Annotated in this window: 14 protein-coding genes and 1 pseudogene; 4 read left to right on the forward strand and 11 right to left on the reverse strand. The window is 72.6% G+C overall.

The window, feature by feature from the left end; translation table 11 throughout:
* Positions 1-63: 63 nt before the first annotated feature.
* From ptsP to nagA, 7 genes are read right to left on the reverse strand one after another with little or no spacing between them, the layout of a single operon-like run.
* Positions 64-1,749, reverse strand: a complete 1,686-nt coding sequence (gene ptsP / locus QSK22_RS02640) for a phosphoenolpyruvate--protein phosphotransferase (protein ID WP_285492390.1) — start codon at positions 1,747-1,749, stop codon at positions 64-66.
* 22 nt (positions 1,750-1,771) lie between these two features.
* Positions 1,772-2,044 (reverse strand): HPr family phosphocarrier protein, encoded by a 273-nt coding sequence (locus QSK22_RS02645; protein WP_285492278.1) that lies wholly within the window; start codon positions 2,042-2,044, stop codon positions 1,772-1,774.
* A gap of 2 nt (positions 2,045-2,046) precedes the next feature.
* The gene (locus QSK22_RS02650; RefSeq protein ID WP_285492279.1) at positions 2,047-2,808 is read right to left on the reverse strand and encodes an HAD family hydrolase; all 762 of its coding nucleotides are present in this window, start codon (positions 2,806-2,808) and stop codon (positions 2,047-2,049) included.
* Positions 2,799-3,248, reverse strand: coding sequence for a PTS sugar transporter subunit IIA (locus QSK22_RS02655; RefSeq protein WP_285492280.1), 450 nt, complete (start codon positions 3,246-3,248; stop codon positions 2,799-2,801). The genes QSK22_RS02650 and QSK22_RS02655 overlap by 10 nt, the downstream gene beginning before the upstream one ends.
* 20 nt (positions 3,249-3,268) lie before the next feature.
* Complete coding sequence (locus QSK22_RS02660) at positions 3,269-3,502, reverse strand: PTS sugar transporter subunit IIB (protein ID WP_285492281.1); 234 nt, start codon at positions 3,500-3,502, stop codon at positions 3,269-3,271.
* A 55-nt stretch (positions 3,503-3,557) separates the two neighbouring features.
* Positions 3,558-4,601: an SIS domain-containing protein gene (locus QSK22_RS02665; RefSeq protein ID WP_285492282.1), complete on the reverse strand. Its 1,044-nt coding sequence runs from the start codon at positions 4,599-4,601 to the stop codon at positions 3,558-3,560.
* Entirely contained in the window at positions 4,598-5,779 is a 1,182-nt protein-coding gene (gene nagA, locus QSK22_RS02670) for an N-acetylglucosamine-6-phosphate deacetylase (RefSeq protein WP_285492283.1), read from the reverse strand. Before nagA ends, QSK22_RS02665 begins: the two co-directional genes overlap by 4 nt.
* 344 nt (positions 5,780-6,123) lie before the next feature.
* On the opposite strand from nagA, the gene QSK22_RS02675 reads away from it, so the two are divergent.
* The 3 genes from QSK22_RS02675 to QSK22_RS02685 all read left to right on the forward strand — a co-directional run bounded on the left by QSK22_RS02675 (position 6,124) and on the right by QSK22_RS02685 (position 9,174).
* Positions 6,124-6,864: a GntR family transcriptional regulator gene (locus QSK22_RS02675; RefSeq protein WP_285492284.1), complete on the forward strand. Its 741-nt coding sequence runs from the start codon at positions 6,124-6,126 to the stop codon at positions 6,862-6,864.
* 30 nt (positions 6,865-6,894) lie between these two features.
* Positions 6,895-8,310, forward strand: a complete 1,416-nt coding sequence (locus tag QSK22_RS02680; RefSeq protein WP_285492285.1) for a PTS transporter subunit EIIC — start codon at positions 6,895-6,897, stop codon at positions 8,308-8,310.
* A 312-nt stretch (positions 8,311-8,622) separates the two neighbouring features.
* Positions 8,623-9,174, forward strand: a complete 552-nt coding sequence (locus tag QSK22_RS02685) for an Rv3235 family protein (protein ID WP_285492286.1) — start codon at positions 8,623-8,625, stop codon at positions 9,172-9,174.
* A gap of 321 nt (positions 9,175-9,495) precedes the next feature.
* Here QSK22_RS02685 and secA read toward each other — a convergent pair whose 3' ends face one another.
* A complete protein-coding gene (gene secA / locus QSK22_RS02690; RefSeq protein WP_285492391.1) occupies positions 9,496-12,393 on the reverse strand; it encodes a preprotein translocase subunit SecA in 2,898 nt (965 codons plus the stop codon).
* A gap of 183 nt (positions 12,394-12,576) precedes the next feature.
* Here secA and QSK22_RS02695 point away from each other — a divergent pair, with 183 nt between their 5' ends.
* On the forward strand, positions 12,577-12,927 hold the full coding sequence (locus QSK22_RS02695) for an HGxxPAAW family protein (protein WP_285492287.1): 351 nt from the start codon (positions 12,577-12,579) through the stop codon (positions 12,925-12,927).
* A 27-nt stretch (positions 12,928-12,954) separates the two neighbouring features.
* Here the strand turns inward: QSK22_RS02695 and QSK22_RS02700 are convergent, their stop codons facing one another.
* The 3 genes and pseudogenes from QSK22_RS02700 to QSK22_RS02710 form a co-directional block, all read right to left on the reverse strand.
* Complete coding sequence (locus QSK22_RS02700) at positions 12,955-14,133, reverse strand: winged helix-turn-helix domain-containing protein (RefSeq protein ID WP_285492288.1); 1,179 nt, start codon at positions 14,131-14,133, stop codon at positions 12,955-12,957.
* 375 nt (positions 14,134-14,508) lie between these two features.
* Positions 14,509-14,971: pseudogene (locus QSK22_RS02705) on the reverse strand (helix-turn-helix domain-containing protein); the annotation flags it as partial.
* 432 nt (positions 14,972-15,403) lie between these two features.
* A complete protein-coding gene (locus QSK22_RS02710; protein ID WP_502872255.1) occupies positions 15,404-16,150 on the reverse strand; it encodes a response regulator in 747 nt (248 codons plus the stop codon).
* Between the last annotated feature and the right edge of the window lie 194 nt (positions 16,151-16,344).

Raw genomic sequence — 16,344 nt, forward strand, 5'->3', positions numbered from 1 at the left:
GGCGACAGGGAAACGCCGGCCCGCCACCGCTGGTGACGGGCCGGCGTTTTCGCCGAAAGCCCGCTACAGGCCGAGCTCGGCCAGGCCGGGGAGCAGGGCGCGCGCAGACTCGCGGGCGAGCTGCGCCGTGCGCGCCCGGCGCGCCGCGTCCGCGGCCCGGCGGCACTGGTCGAGGGTGTGCCGGGCCAGCGCGGCGCGGACGAGCGGCAGCGACGGCGCGCCCATCGACAGCGACGTCACCCCCAGCCCGACCAGCACGCACGCCAGCGCCGGATCGCCCCCGGCCTCGCCGCAGACCCCGCACGGCCGGCCGGCGTCGGCGGCGGCCTGCGCGGCGACCGCGACCAGGTCGAGCACGGCGGGCTGCCACGGGTCCTGCAGGTGCGCCAGCCCGCCGAGCTGGCGGTCGGCGGCACAGGCGTACTGGGTGAGGTCGTTGGTGCCGATGCTGAAGAACTCCACCTCGGCGGCCAGGTCGCGGGCGCGCAGCGCCGCCGCCGGCACCTCGATCATCACCCCCGGGTGGTCGATTCCGGCGTCCCGGCACGCCTGGGCGAAGAACGCCGCCTCCTCGGCGTCGGTCACCATCGGCGCCATCACCTCGAGCCGGGCGGTGCTCCCGGCGGCGGCGCGGGCCAGGGCGCCGAGCTGCTCGGCCAGCACGTCCGGATGGCCGCGCAGCATGCGCAGGCCCCGCTCGCCGAGCGCCGGGTTCGGCTCCTCGCCGGGCGGCGGCAGGAACGCCAGCGGCTTGTCGGCCCCGGCGTCCAGGGTGCGCACCACCACCTTGCCCTTGGGGAACGCCTCCAGGACCTTGCGGTAGGCGTCCTCCTGCTCGGCGGCCGACGGCGGCGCGGCCCGGTCGAGGAACAGGAACTCGGTGCGGTAGAGCCCGACGCCCTCGGCGCCGTTGGCGACGGCGGCCGCCACGTCCTGCGGGCCGCCGACGTTGGCCAGCAGCGGCACGGCATGCCCGTCCTTGGTGGCACCCGGCCCGGTCGCCGATTCGAGGATCGCGGCGCGCGCCGCCACGGCGTCGCGGGCGGCCCGCACCTGTTCGTCGGACGGGTCGATGCGGACCGTTCCGGCGGCGCCGTCCACCAGCACCCGCGTGCCCTCGGCGATCTCGGTGCAGCCCGGGCACGCCACCACGGCCGGGACGCCCATGGTGCGGGCCAGGATCGCGGTGTGGCTGGTCGGGCCGCCCTCCAGGGTCACGAACGCCACGACCATGGCCGGATCGAGCACGGCCGTGTCGGCGGGCGCCAGATCCCGCGCCACCAGCACGAACGGCTCGTCGGACTCCGGCACGCCCGGCATGGGGACGCCCAGCAGCCGGGCGACGGCGCGGTCGCGGATGTCGTCCAGGTCGGCGACCCGCGCGGCCAGGTACTCCCCGGCCCCGGCGAGCAGCTCGCGGTAGGTGCCGAACGCCTCGAACACCGCGCGCGCCGCCGCCGTTCCGTCACCGATCTTGGCGGCGACGGCGTCGGCCAGGCCCGGGTCGCGGGCCATCAGCGCCTGCGCGTTCAGCACGTCGCGGCCGTCGGTGTTGCCGACATCGGCCGCGCGGGCGGCCCGCGCCTCCAGGTCCGCGGCGACCGCTTCGAGGGCGGCCAGGGCGGCCGCGCGCTCGGCCTCGGCGTCGCCGCCGTGCCGCGCCCCGGCGGGCGGCTCGGGCACGGCGCCCGCGACCACCCGCACCGGGCCGGCGCCGACACCGGGGCTGACGCCCGCGCCGCGCAGCATGCGGGCCGCGGGCGCCTCCTGATCAGGCACTTTCCGGCTCCGGCTGCTTGAGCAGGGCCTCCAGCTTGTCGAGCAGCTCCTCGGCGCCCTCGCCCTCGGCGCGGATGACGACCTCCTCGCCGTGCCGGGCGTCCAGGCCCAGCACCGCCAGGATGCTCTTGGCGTTCACCGGCTCGCCGCCCGGCTTGGCCACGGTCACGTCGAAATCGGCCTTGGCCGCGATCTGCACGAACAGCGCGGCCGGGCGCGCGTGCAGCCCCACCTTCGCCTCGATCTTGACGTTGCGCTGGCTCACAGCTACTCCTCATCCTCGCCGCGCCCGGGTGGTTCCCGGCGCGGTCGGCCCCCGAACACCCGCAGCACGGGTCCCGGCGAGAGCTCCACTTCCTTCAGGTTCGCCACCAGATGGTCGGCCCCGTCCAGGGCCCGCGCCGGCTGGGTGGTCGTCACGCCGACGCACGTCATGCCCGCGGCCTTCACCGCGGCCACCCCCGCCGGGGCGTCCTCGAAGGCCACCGCGTCGGCGGGCGGCACGCCGAGCGTCCCGGCCGCGGCCAGGTAGCCCTCCGGGTCCGGTTTTCCGGCGGTCACGTCCCCGGCGGTCACGGTCGCCGCCGGGAGTTCCAGGATGCCGAGGCCGTCCAGCAGGGCCTCGGCGTAGGGGCGCTGCGCGGAGGTCACCACCGCCACCGGCACGCCCGCCCCGTGCAGCGCCCGCACCAGCTCGACCGCGCCCGGCACCGGCGCCACCGGCGGCATGTCCGGTGCGGCGCCGTACGACACCACCTGCGCGAACAGCTCGTCGACGGCGCGGCCGGGGAACAGGTGCGCCAGCTCGGCCAGCACCTCGACGCCGCGCCGCCCCGCGAACGAGGCGATCAGCGCCTCGTCGTGCGGGACGCCGTGCGTCTGGAACAGCCGCCGCCACATGGCGCGGTTGCGCGGCTCGGTGTCGACCAGGGTGCCGTCAAGGTCGAACACCGCGGCCCGCAGCGGAAGCTCCGCCGGGCTGCCGCGGCGTCCCCCGGCACCGGGCGGCTCGTGCTCGCTCAGCGCCATGTGTACAGCTCGGCCCCCTTTTCGACGGCTCCGGACTCCTTGACGTCGGACAGCGCGTCGGCGGGGGCGTCCAGCGCCACCACCGCGCACACCGGCGACCGGCCGCCCGCCTCGATCGCGGCGGGGTTCCAGCCCACCACCGGCTGCCCCGCCTCGACCGCGTCGCCCTCGGCGGCCAGCAGCTCGAAGCCCTCGCCCTTGAGCTGGACGGTGTCCACGCCCAGGTGCACCAGCACGCCGTGGCCCTCGTCGTCGACCACGACGAAGGCGTGCGGGTGCAGCTTGACGATCGTGCCGGTCACCGGGGCGATGGCCTGGCCGGGCGCGCGCTCGGGATCGACCGCGGTGCCCGGGCCGACCATGGCCTGCGCGAACACCGGGTCGGGCACTCCGGCCAGGCCGACGACCTGCCCGGCGACCGGTGACAGAACTCGCGTCATCGCGTGGCTCCCCAGGCCCTTCAGTCCAGCAGGTCTTCGATGTCGCTGGCGATGGTGTCGGCGTCCGGCCCGACCACCACCTGCACGACGTTTCCGCTGCGCATCACGCCGAACGCGCCCGCGGCCTTCAGCCCGGCCTCGTTCACCAGATCCGCGTCCGAGACGACGGTGCGCAGCCGGGTGGCGCACGGTTCGATCTCGTCGATGTTGTCGGCGCCGCCCAGCGCGGCGATGATGGCCTCGGCCTTGTCCATCCGCTCGTCCCTTTCCTGATGATCCCGGGGAAACCCGGCGGACCCGGTAAGTCCGCTAGTCGGTCTGGGTGACCTTGTTGAGCCCGCGGGGCACGTCGGGGTCGACGCCGAGCGCCCGCGCCAGCGCCTCCACCAGCAGCTGCCCCGGCACGATAAGCCCCAGCGGCGCGACCCATTCGGGCAGGTCGGGGCCGGGCAGCGCGCGCGAGCACGCGGCGGCCAGCCCGTCCCCGCCGCCGATGCCGTACGCCCGGGCGCCCGCTCCGCGCACCCGCCGGGCCAGCGCCACCGTGCCGGCCAGGGTCGGCCCGGAACCGGCGGCGACCAGCAGGGCGGGCGTGCGGTCGTCCACCACCGCGATCGGGCCGTGCAGCAGGTCGGCGTACGACAGGCCCATGGCGTGCAGATAGCACGCCTCCTTGATCTTCAACGCCAGTTCCAGGGCGGTGCCGAACGCGATGCCGCGGCCGGAGACCACCGCGCCCTGCACCTCGGCCAGCTCCGCGACGATCGCGGGCAGCGCCTCGGCCGCCTCGGTCACGGCGATGAGCCGCGCCACCTCGTCCGGCACCCGGCGCAGGTCGGCCCGGTCGACCTCGGCGCCGAGGCCCAGCGCCAGCACCGCCAGCGCGGCCAGCTGGGTGGTGTAGGTCTTGGTGGCCGGGACGGCGAGCTCGTCCCCGGCCTCGGTGACCAGCGCGACCTCGGCGGTCTCGGCCAGCGGGGACGCGGCGCCGTTGGTGACCGCGACGGTGCGGGCGCCGCAGGACGCCGCCCATTCCAGCGTCTCGACGATCTCCTCGGTCTTGCCGGACTGGCTGATCGCCACGGCCAGCACGCCGGACAGGTCGAGGCGGCTGCGGTAGGCGGTGGCGATGGACGGCGCGGCGAGCGTGGCGAGCCGTCCGGTGTGCGACTCCACCAGGTACCGGCCGTACACCGCGGCGTTGTCGGACGACCCGCGCGCGATGAACAGCACCTGGCGGGTGCCGCGGGCCAGCTGCCCGATGTCGGGCACGCGCGGCAGCAGCGCCTCGACGGTGCGGGCCAGGGCGGCCGGCTGGTCGCCGATCTCGGCCCGCATGCGGCTGGTGGTCATGAACCCCCCTGGAACAGGTTGCCGCCCTGGTGAACGATGTGCCCTGCGACCCAGGTGGCACGCGCCCGGTGGTCGGGGCCGAGCCACACCAGGTCGGCGGCCGCGCCGGGTGCGATGCGGCCGAGGTCGGGGCGGCCGATCAGGTCGGCCGGGACGCGGGTGGCGGCGTCGATCGCGGTGACCGGGTCGACGCCGAGGGCGACGGCGTTGCCGACCGCGGCGTCCAGCCGCAGCGCGGACCCGGCGATCGTGCCGTCGGCGCGCAGCGGCGGCCCCTCGGCGGGCAGCTCGATGGGCTCGCCGCCCAGGTCGTAGGAGCCGGGCGGCATGCCCGCGGCGGACGCGGCGTCAGTGACGAGCACGACCCGCCCGGCGGCGGCCGCGAACACCACGCGGGCCGCGACGTCCGACACGTGGTGCAGGTCGAGGATCAGGCCGGGGTGCAGCCGCGGGTCGGCCAGCGCCTGCGCGGCGACGCCGGGCTGGCGGTGGTGGACGCCGCTCTGGGCGTTGAAGATGTGGGTGACCTTGCGGGCGCCCGCGTCGGCGGCCCGGGCGACCTGCTCGGCGGTCGCGTCGCTGTGCCCGACGCTGACCAGCACTCCGTGCTCGACGAGCGTTCCGATCGCCTCGATGGCGCCGTCTCGTTCGGGCGCGAGGGTGACCAGTTTGACCAGGCCGGTCTCCAGGAGGGCCGCGACCGCTTCGGGCGTGGGGTCGGTGAGCCAGTCGGCGTTGTGGGCGCCCTTGCGCTTGGCCGACAGGAACGGCCCTTCGAGGTGGACGCCCAGCACGCGGGCCCCGTCGGGAAGTGCGGGCAGCAGGTCGCGGGTGCGGCGCAGCGCCGCGGCCTGGGTGGCGACGGGCGCGGTGATGAAGGTGGGCAGGAACGCGGTGACGCCCGTCTCGGGGAGCCGCCGGACGATCTCGTGCCAGCCGGCCTCGTCCGCGTCCGCCAGGTCGTGGCCGAAGTAGCCGTTCACCTGCAGATCGACCAGGCCGGGGGCGAGCGTCCCGGCCGGCAGGTCCACGTCCGGCGGTGCGGGCGGGGCACCCTCGCCGACCTCGGTGACCACGCCGTCCGCCACGCGGACGAATCCCGGGGACAGCAGGCGGGTGGGACCGTCGCCGTCGGGGACGGCGACCACGTTCTTCGCGGCGAGGAGCAGTGCTGCCATGGGGGTCTCTCCGGGCGGAGGTGACGGCGCTCTGGACTGGTCTAGTCCGGACTAGACCAGTCGTCACCATACCCCTAAAAGCGGACAGAGCGAAGATCCCGGGGGCAAGTCTCCTGTGACGGGACCGGACAGCCGCCTCCGGGCGGGCCGGTGCGCCGGACCGTCTCGCCGCAAACCGCCCGGCTACCGCCGATGAGGCGGCTGACCTGCGGTTTCGCAATGTTCCGGCTTAATGGAGCCGTTATCCATCTGTGCATTGACACGACGTTTCCCGATGTGGTCTAGTCCGGCCTAGACCAGTACGTACCTTAGGTATCCGGCCCCGGCCCGAGGACGACGACCACGTGACAACCATCGACCCGCACAGTCCCGTCCCGAAGTACTTCCAGCTCCGGGCGATCCTCCTCGACCTGATCGAGTCGGCGGAGCTGCCGGTGGACGCGCCGATCCCGTCCGAGCGCGAGCTGTGCGTCCGGTACGGACTGTCCCGGATGACCGTCCGGCAGGGCGTCGACCAGCTCGTCTCCGAGGGTCGGCTCTACCGGGTGCCGGGCAAGGGCACCTTCGTCGCCCGCCCCAAGATCGAGATGCCGCTGCGGCTGGTCTCCTTCACCGAGGACATGCTGGCCCGCGGGATGCGGCCGGGCGCGATCGACCTCGACCGGCGCACCATCGCCGCCGACGCCCACCTGGCCCGCCAGTTCGACGTCGAACCCGGCACCGAAATCCACGTCATCGAACGGCTGCGCACCGCCGACGGGCAGCCCATGGCGCTGGAGCGGGCGCACATCCTGGCCTCACTCGCCCCCGACCTGCTCGACCGGCGGCTGGCCGACCGCTCCCTGTACGGCGTCCTGGAGGCGGTCTACGGCGTGGTGTTCGACGCCGGAGACCAGACCATCGACGCCGCCGTGGCCGACGCCACGGAGGCCCGTCACCTGCAGATTCCCCGCGGCAGCGCCGTCCTGCTCCTGCGGCGACGCTCCTACACCGGTGGGGTGTGCGCGGAACTGGGCGTGTCCACCTACCGGGCCGACCGCTACCAGATCCGCACCTCCCTCGGAAACCCGCCATCGCGCACGTAGCACTCCCCCGGCTACAAGGAGGAAAACCCGATGAGTTCCACAACCGCAGTGGGCGGGACCGCGGCACCTCGCCGCGGATCGGCCGCCCTGGCCGTCCTCCAGCGCATCGGCCGCAGCCTGATGCTGCCGATCGCCGTCCTGCCCGCGGCCGGCCTGCTGCTGCGCCTCGGCCAGCCGGACGTGATCGGCACCGACAAGGCGGCGGACCCGTGGATCAGCTTCTCCGGCGCCGACCGCGTCGCGCAGGTGTTCTCCGGCGCCGGGGGCGCGCTGTTCGACTGGATGCCGCTGCTGTTCGCGGTGGGCGTCGCCGTGGGCTTCGCCAAGAAGTCCGACGGCTCGACCGGGCTGGCCGCCGTGGTCGGCTACCTGGTCTTCCACTACGTCAGCATGAACATCTTCTTCGTCCGGTTCGACGACGACCTGAAGGCCAAGATCGGCAAGCAGCTGTTCGACCCGGACAACCCCGGCCAGCCCAACCTGGTGCTGGACCTGGCCGCGCAGAACCCCACCCGGGTGCTCGGCGGCATCGTCATCGGGCTCGTCACCGCCCTGCTCTACCAGCGCTTCTACCGGATCAAACTGCCGACCTGGCTGGCCTTCTTCGGCGGCCGCCGGTTCGTCCCGATCATCACCGCGTTCACCGCGATGATCCTCGGCGTGGTATTCGGCTTCATCTGGCCGGTGCTCGGCAAGTGGCTCACCAGCTTCGGCGAGTGGATGGCCGACAACAGCACGATCGGCGCGGGCGTCTACGGCGTGATCAACCGGCTGCTGCTGCCGCTCGGCCTGCACCACATCCCCAACAACGTCGTCTGGACGCAGATCCCCGAGTGCACCGTGGACGGCAAGACCTACGCCGGCGACCTGAACTGCTACCTCAACGGCGCCGACGGCGCGGGCTGGTCGATGACCGGCTACTTCCCGGTCCTGATGTTCGCGCTGCCCGCCGCCGCCCTGGCCATGTGGCGCGCCGCCCCGCCGCACCGCCGCCCTGCCGTCGGCGGCATCATGTTCTCCGCCGCGCTGACCGCGTTCGTCACCGGCATCACCGAGCCGATCGAGTTCGCGTTCATCTTCGTGGCGCCGGTCCTGTTCGGCCTTCACGCCGTGCTGACCGGCATCTCCATGGCCGTCGCGGACGCGCTCGGCATGAAGCTGGGCTTCAGCTTCTCCGCCGGCGGCATCGACATGCTGATCAACGGCTCCAAGGACAACACCCACAAGCTGATCCCGCTGATCATCATGGGGCTGATCTACGCGGCGATCTACTACCTGCTGTTCAGCGTGCTGATCCGCAAGCTGAACATCCCCACCCCCGGCCGCGAACCGGAGGGCGAGGAGTCGGCCGCCGCCGACCCCGCCGCCTCCCCCGAACTGGCCGGCTCGGGCAAGAAGAGCGGCCGCTCCAAGAAGAGCGGCGCCGCGGAGACGAGCACGTCATAGCGGCCTTCTGACCACTCCTCCCCGCCTCCCCCTCGGCCGCGGCGGCGGGCCCGACGGCCCGCCGCCGCGGCCCTTTGCCAGGAACGCCGCTGCTTCCACCCCGCCGCCGCGAACACCCCTGCTCAGGACGCGGCCGGGCCTGTCCGGATGCGCCGCGCAGCGGGCCGCACGCCGCCGCCGCGTCCGCCGAGGCCATGCCCGCCCCGGGCGCGGTTTCTGACCGCATCCGGCCAGCATGTATCAAACGGCCCGTCCGCGGCTCCTTGTAATCGGCGCCTTCCCCTCGGGGCGCCCCGACACAAGGAGACCACCATGTGCGAGCAGTTCCGGCCCACCGACGGCGCCCTGGCCCTCTGCTGGGCCCACGAGCCCGGCCCGCGTCACGTACGCGCGGTCGCACCCCCGGCCCGCGGCCGCGACCGGGCACCCCTCCACCTGGCCGAACACCCGCCCCAGGAGGAGCTGCGCGGCGCGGCCACCGCCATCGTCCACCTGGTCGCCGAGGTCCTGGCGGGGACGCGCACCCTGCACCACCTGTCCCGCCGCGCCGCCCCGGAGATCTGCCACGTGCTGGCCGCCCACCCGCTCCCCCTCACCTCCGGCTCCCGCACCACGCCGCCGCGCGTGCTGACGACCTGGCTCCAGGAACCCGCCCCGGACGTCGCCGAGACCGGCGCCGTGGTCGTCCTCGCCGGGCACGTCCAAGCCCTGGCCCTCCGCCTCGAACGGCACCGGGGCCGCTGGCGGTGCACCGCCCTGGAGACGACCACCCCGCCCCACCGAGCGGGACGACCCGCTGCACCGGGACCACGACCGACGCGACGCCCACGCGTCACCACCCCGCCCCGCCACCGCAGCGCCTGACCACACCCGCCCAGCGCCCCGGACGGCCCGTCCCCGTCCGGGCCATCCGGGGCGCCCACAACCGGTATCCACCCAGCCGACGCCCCCGACTCGCACACTTCGACGGGAAGTCGCCGAGCGGGCAGCGAAAAGCCACGCTGACGGCGCCGAGTGCGCCCAGCCACCACCCGGCTTGGGACGGCACGACGCCACGCACCACTACGGCGGGCGGGGCGTCCGCCTGGGGAGGTTTCGGGGTGGCCTTGCGGCGCGTGGGAAGTGCCGGGACGCGAAGCGGCCTCCCGGGCGGGTGCCCGGGAGGCCGCTGTCAGGTCGTGCGGGCTACTTCTTGCGCGGGTCGCCGTGGCAGCGCTTGAACTTCTTGCCCGAACCGCACGGGCACGGGTCGTTGCGGCCGACGCCCGCGTACGGGTCCGCGGCCGCCTCGCTGTGGTGCTCCACGCCGCCCTCACCGTCGACGGTGGGCGCGGAGTAGTCCAGCTTCTTGGGACGCTGCGGCTTCTCCAGGCCCTTGGCGCGGATGGCGGGCGCCTCGTGCTCGCCGCCCTCACCCTTGTCGGCCTTCTCGGGCTCCTCGGGCTCTTCGCCCTCCTCGGACGCCGCGGCCTCCTCCTCGGCGTCCTTGGCCGGGGCGGTCTTGGACACCTCGACGGGGGCGGCGCCGACCTTGGACTGCGGCTGCTCCTCGACCTCGACCTCGAGGTTGAACAGGTAGCCGACCGACTCCTCCTTGATGCCGTCGAGCATCGCGTTGAACATGTCGTAGCCCTCCCGCTGGTACTCCACCAGCGGGTCGCGCTGCGCCATGGCCCGCAGCCCGATGCCCTCCTGCAGGTAGTCCATCTCGTACAGGTGCTCGCGCCACTTGCGGTCGAGCACCGACAGCACGACGCGGCGCTCCAGCTCGCGCATGACCTCCGAGCCGAGCTCCTCCTCGCGGGCGTCGTAGGCGGCCTGGGCGTCCTTGCGGACCCGCTCGGCCAGCGTCTCGGCGTCCAGGTTGGAGATGTCGCCGCCGATCTCCTCGACCAGGTCCTCGACGCTGAACGAGATCGGGTACAGCTGCTTGAACGCCTTCCACAGCTTGTCGAGGTCCCACTCCTCGGCGAAACCCTCGGCGGTGGCGCCCGCGACATAGCCCTCGACGACCTCGTCGATCATGTTGCGGACCTGCTCGTGCAGGTCGGCGCCCTCCAGCACCTTGCGGCGCTCGGCGTAGATGACCTGCCGCTGCCGGTTGAGCACCTCGTCGTACTTCAAGACGTTCTTGCGCATCTCGAAGTTCTGCTGCTCGACCTGGCCCTGCGCCGACTTGATCGCATTGGACACGATCTTGGACTCGATCGGCACGTCGTCCGGGATGTTCAGGCGCGTCATGATCGCCTCGACCCGGGCCGAGTTGAACAGCCGCATCAGGTCGTCCTCCAGCGACAGGTAGAACCGGGACTCGCCCGGGTCGCCCTGCCGGCCGGACCGGCCGCGCAGCTGGTTGTCGATGCGCCGCGACTCGTGCCGCTCGGTGCCCAGCACGTACAGGCCGCCGAGCTCGACGACCTCCTCGTGCTCGCCCTTGACGGCTTCCTTGGCCTTCTCCAGCGCCTCCGGCCAGGCCGCCTCGTACTCCTCGGGCGTCTCCAGCGGCGACAGGCCGCGCTGGTGCAGCTCCAGGTCGGCGCGGAAGTCGGGGTTGCCGCCGAGCATGATGTCGGTGCCGCGACCGGCCATGTTGGTGGCCACGGTGACCGCGCCCTTGCGGCCCGCCTCGGCGACGATGGCCGACTCCTGCTCGTGGTGCTTGGCGTTCAGCACCTGGTGCGGGATGCCGCGCCGCTTGAGCATCTTGCTCAGCCGCTCGGACTTCTCCACCGAGGTGGTGCCGACCAGCACCGGCTGGCCCTTCTCGTGCCGCTCGGCGATGTCCTCGACGACCGCCTCGAACTTGGCCTGCTCGGTCTTGTAGACCACGTCCGGGGCGTCCTTGCGGATCATCGGCTTGTTGGTCGGGATCGGCACGACCCCGATCTTGTAGGTCTTGTTGAACTCGGCCGCCTCGGTCATGGCGGTACCGGTCATCCCGGACAGCTTCTTGTACAGCCGGAAGTAGTTCTGCAGCGTGATCGTGGCGAGGGTCTGGTTCTCGTCCTTGATCGGCACGCCCTCCTTGGCCTCGATGGCCTGGTGCATGCCCTCGTTGTAGCGGCGGCCGTGCAGGATGCGGCCGGTGAACTCGTCCACGATCAGGACCTCGCCGTTCATCACGACGTAGTCCTTGTCGCGCTTGAACAGCTCCTTGGCCTTCAGCGCGTTGTTGAGGAAGCTGACCAGCGGCGTGTTGACCGAGTCGTAGAGGTTGTCGATGCCGAGCCAGTCCTCGACCTTCTCCACGCCGGACTCGGTGATGCCGACCGTGCGCTTCTTCTCGTTGACCTCGTAGTCGCCCGGGCCGTACTTGTCCACCTCGCCGGGGATCGGCTCGGCGCGCTTCAGCCGCGGCACGATCTTGGCGAACTCCACATACCACTTGGAGTTCTGCTCGGCCGGACCCGAAATGATCAGCGGGGTCCGGGCCTCGTCGATCAGGATCGAGTCGACCTCGTCCACGATCGCGAAGTTGTGGCCGCGCTGGACGCACTCGTCCAGGCTCCAGGCCATGTTGTCGCGCAGGTAGTCGAAGCCGAACTCGTTGTTGGTGCCGTAGGTGATGTCGGCGTTGTAGGCGGCGCGCCGCTCCTCGGGCGTCATCTGCGGGAGGATGACGCCGACCTCCAGGCCGAGGAACTGGTGCACGCGGCCCATCCACTCGGCGTCGCGCTTGGCCAAGTAGTCGTTGACGGTGACGATGTGCACCCCGTCGCCGGACAGCGCGTTCAGATACGCCGGCAGCACCGCGGTGAGGGTCTTGCCCTCACCGGTCTTCATCTCGGCGATGTTGCCCAGGTGCAGCGCGGCGCCGCCCATGATCTGCACGTCGAAGTGACGCTGGCCGAGCACGCGGCGGGCCGCCTCCCGCGCGGTGGCGAACGCCTCCGGCAGCAGGTCGTCCAGGGTCTCGCCGTCGGCGAGGCGCTCCCGGTACTTGTCGGTGAGCTCGCGCAGCTCGGCGTCGCTCATCTCGAGGAAGTCCTCCTCGATGGAGTTGACCTGATCCGCGAGCTTCTTGAGCTTGCGCAGGGTTTTGCCTTCGCCCGCACGAAGAATCTTGTCGATGACCGGTGGCACTCTCAAGGCTCCTTGCAGATCGTGGGTCACCGCCGACCGGCGGAACGCACACCGCACGTACGATGCCATCGTAGGCGAGTCTCAGGATGGTCTAGGTCACTCCTTGACGCAATCCAGCGCGCACTCCGTTTGACCTTTCCGTCCCGAGGAAGGTGTCTCCGCATACCCGAGGGGAGGCGTTCGATGACGGAAGAACTGCCACACGAGGGACACGGCTCGCACGCGGGGCGGCCCGGCTCGTGGGTCGCCGTCGGCATCATGATCACCGGGTTCGTGGTCGGCGGAATCGCCCTGTGCATGGGCCCGGCCTGGGGCGCCTTCTGGGTCGGGGCGGGCATCGTGGTGGTCGGCTTCATCGTCGGCGGGATGGTGCACATCTTCTCCGACGTGGTGGTGGACGCGCCCCGGGTCATTCCGGAGATCGTCGACTACTCCGTCTTCGGCACCCGCACCGACAAGCGCCGCGGCGGGTCGGCGGGGGAGACCATCGACAAGCCCATCCGCACCGACACCCAGCACACCCCCCACGGCTGACCCCGCGCGATTTCTTTACCCGCCCGCCTACTCCGCCAAGCGGGCGTTGACATTGGAGAGAAGGTCGGTTGGGGTCATGCGCTCGACGCGTACGGTGTCGCAGCCGACCCACTCCGCGGCCTTGCGCAGCGCCGCGCACAGGGCGGCCACGGACGACTCCGCACGGGCGGCCGTCCGGGTCGCCCACGGCTCCAGGGAAGCCTGGCGGACCACCAGGGTCGCGCCTTCGCGGGCCGGATCGACGCGCCCGATGAGCCGTCCCCCGGCCAGCACGGGCATGGTGAAGTAGCCGTGGACCCGCTTGGCCCTGGGCACGTAGGCCTCCAACCTGTGGTCGAAACCGAACACGCGGGACGTGCGGGCCCGGTCCCAGACCAGTGAGTCGAACGGGGACAGCAGCGTCGTGGCATGCCGTCCGCGCGCCGGGGCGGAGAGCGCCCCGGGATCGGCCCAGGCCCCGTTCCGCCATCCCGCCACCCGCACCGGCACCAGTCCGGCCGCCTCGACCACCGCGTCGACCTGCTCGGCCTTGATCCGGAAGTAGTCGGCCAGGTCCGCGCGGGTCGCCACGCCCAGAGCCCGCCCGGCTTGCGCGACCAGCCGGGTCAGGCACGTCTCGTCGTCCGGATCCTCGGCCAGCAGGTCGGCGGGGACGGCGCGTTCGGCCAGGTCGTACACCCGCCGCCAGCCGACCCGGCGCACGCACACGACTTCGCCGATGTCCAGCAGCCACTCGATGGCGATCTTGTGGTCGCTCCACTGCCACCAGTCGGCGCCCGACTTGGCGCCGCCCAGTTCCTTCGTGGTGAGCGGCCCGTCGACGCGCAACCGCTTGAGCACGTCGTCGCACACGCCCTCGGGCACCTTGTGCCACCGCCACCCCCGGCGGCGGAACTCGCGCCGCCTGAAGGCGAAGTACGGCCACTCCGACATGGGCAGCACGGACGCCGCATGCGCCCAGTACTCGAAGCCGGCGCCGCCGCCCCAGTACGCCTTCTCGACCGCCGCCCTCCCGACCGGCCCGAGACGCGCGTAGGGCACCAGTTCGTGGGAGCGCGCGAGCACGGAGATGGTGTCCAGTTGCACGGCGCCCAACCGTCGCAGGACCCCCGGCACGCCGCCCCGTCTGCCGTCCGTCCCGAGCAGCCCCTGCGCCCGAAGCTGCAGCCGCCGCGCCTCGTCCGCACTCAGTTCGATGACCGTCACCCGCCCGATGCTAGCCTCCAACACCACCAAAATGAGATAGCCGGTGCCGCCTCACGAACGAACACCGCACACCCATCCCTGAGCAGGATCACCCCCCTCATCCCGCGGCCCTCAGCCCACCGCCCCCACACCGCCCACCGCCCGCCGGCCGGCCAACACGACCGCAAGCGCACACGAACACAGACAAGCCGATACACCCCAGCCCCATACCGACACCGCCCAGGCAATGGTTGCTGTCGCCCGCTCGTCGGTCACGGACACACTGCAGTCGGTCGAATCTCGGCGGGCGGCAGCCGGGGGCGTCCGCCACCTGTCGCCGCCCCGGGGCATCACCGCCGTCTGCCAACGCGCCGACCAGCGGGACGCCCGTCTCTCGTCGGGGATGCGGCCGAGCGTTTTGACGTCGATGTGGACCAGGTCACCGGGACGGGAGCGTCGTAGCGGCGGACTTGTTCGCCGGTGGTCCGGTCGCATGCCGCAGGCGGCAGGCCGTGCCGCACCAGGATGCGGTGCGCGGTCGAGGGTGCGATGCCGGTGCGGGCGGCCAGCCGGACTGGATCGATGCGATGCGTCCGCCGCAGAGCGATCACCTGCGCCTCGACACCCGGCGGCGTCCGGTGGGGGCTGCGATGCGGCCGGCCGGGTGCGATCGTGCATGCCGGCCTCGCCGAGTTGCCGGTATCGGTTCGCCCAGCGGGCGGCGGTGGTGTGACTGACGCCGAAGCGTTCCGCGGCCCGGCGCAGCGGCCGACTCTCCTCGACGACACACCGGGCCAGACGCAGCCTGCCGGTCGGGGGGCAGCGGGGCGTTACGGTGGGACGCGAGGGCCTCCTGCAGTTCGGTGTAGATGTCGCATTCCACACCGGAACCAAGGCCCTCTTGCCGTTCAAGAACCGCCCAGGGCGTGTCGCCCTGCTCACAGGCCAGATGCACCTTGGTCGACAGCCCGCCGCCAGAGCGGCCCAAACGTGATCGTCCGGCTCGGCGGCCGTGCCGCCGGGCGGCTCGCGCTGCAGGTCGCCCCGCCGCCGGGCCCCGGCAGCGTGCTGGTGGGCGGCCGCCGGCGGCGAGAGGTGGTCTACGGGGTGTCAGGGCGCGGCAAGTCGGGGTCGAGTGGGGTGGAGCCCTGGGGTTTCCTCCATGGAAGTCGGCGGGCATAGGGCGATCGGGGCACGCCTGAACTCGGGTACATGATCTGTTTTCGGCGGCACGCGTGCTCGGCCTGCCCGTCGTCGTCTGCTCCCCGGGGATGGGGCGAGGAGGGCGGGGTCAGGTGATTTCCAGGAGTTTCTCCCGTACGGCGTAGACGACCGCTTCCATGCGGGAGTGCAGCTGCAGCTTCTCCAGGATGTTGCGGACGTGATTTTTGACGGTGTTCTCCGAGATGAACAGCTCGCGGGCGATCTCACGGTTGCCGAGGCCGCGGGCGACCAGCCGCAGGACCTCCATCTCGCGGTCGGTGAGGCGGGGGGCGGGCACCTGCTGCTGCCGCTCCTCGCTGCGCTTGGCCAGCGCCGCGAACTCCGTGATCAGCTTGGAGGCCATGGACGGGCTGATCAGCGACTGGCCGCCGTGCACCGCGCGCACCGCCTGGGGGACCTCGTCGATGGAGATCTCCTTGAGCAGGTAGCCGGTGGCGCCGGCCTTGATCGCCTCGAAGAGGTCCTCCTCCTCGTCGCTGATGGTCAGCATCACGATCTTCGCGCTGGGCGCCGCGTCCTTGATCGCCGTGCAGGCCTCGATGCCGCTGCGGCGGGGCATGCGGATGTCCATCAGGACCACGTCGGGCAGCAGGTCGCCGGCCATCTCGACCGCCTCGTAACCGTCCCCGCCCTCGCCGATGACCTCGATATCGGGCTCGTCCTGCAGCACCATCTCCAAGCCGCGCCGGAACAACGCGTGGTCGTCCACGATGAGCACGCGGATGGGGTCGGCGGGGCCCTGCGCGTCGCCCCTGCCGCCCGCGGCCTGGCGGGGCACCGCGGCGGCGCCGCGAGCCTCGGGATTCTCGCTCACCTGAGTCGCGGCGTGCAGGAGAACGCCGCTTCCCCCCTTCACTGTCAGTGATCTGGTCTTGCGGAGGGTTCCGCGGGGCGTCGGCCCGGGCGATGCGGCGCGGGGCGCGAGCCACGCGCAGCGGGCACGCGCGGCGCGCCTGCCCTTCGCCCCGGACCACCGCGTCCGCGGCTTGCTGAGTTACGCCTTTCTAG

This window comes from Actinomadura sp. NBRC 104425 (assembly GCF_030269545.1).
Lineage (GTDB): Bacteria > Actinomycetota > Actinomycetes > Streptosporangiales > Streptosporangiaceae > Spirillospora > Spirillospora keratinilytica.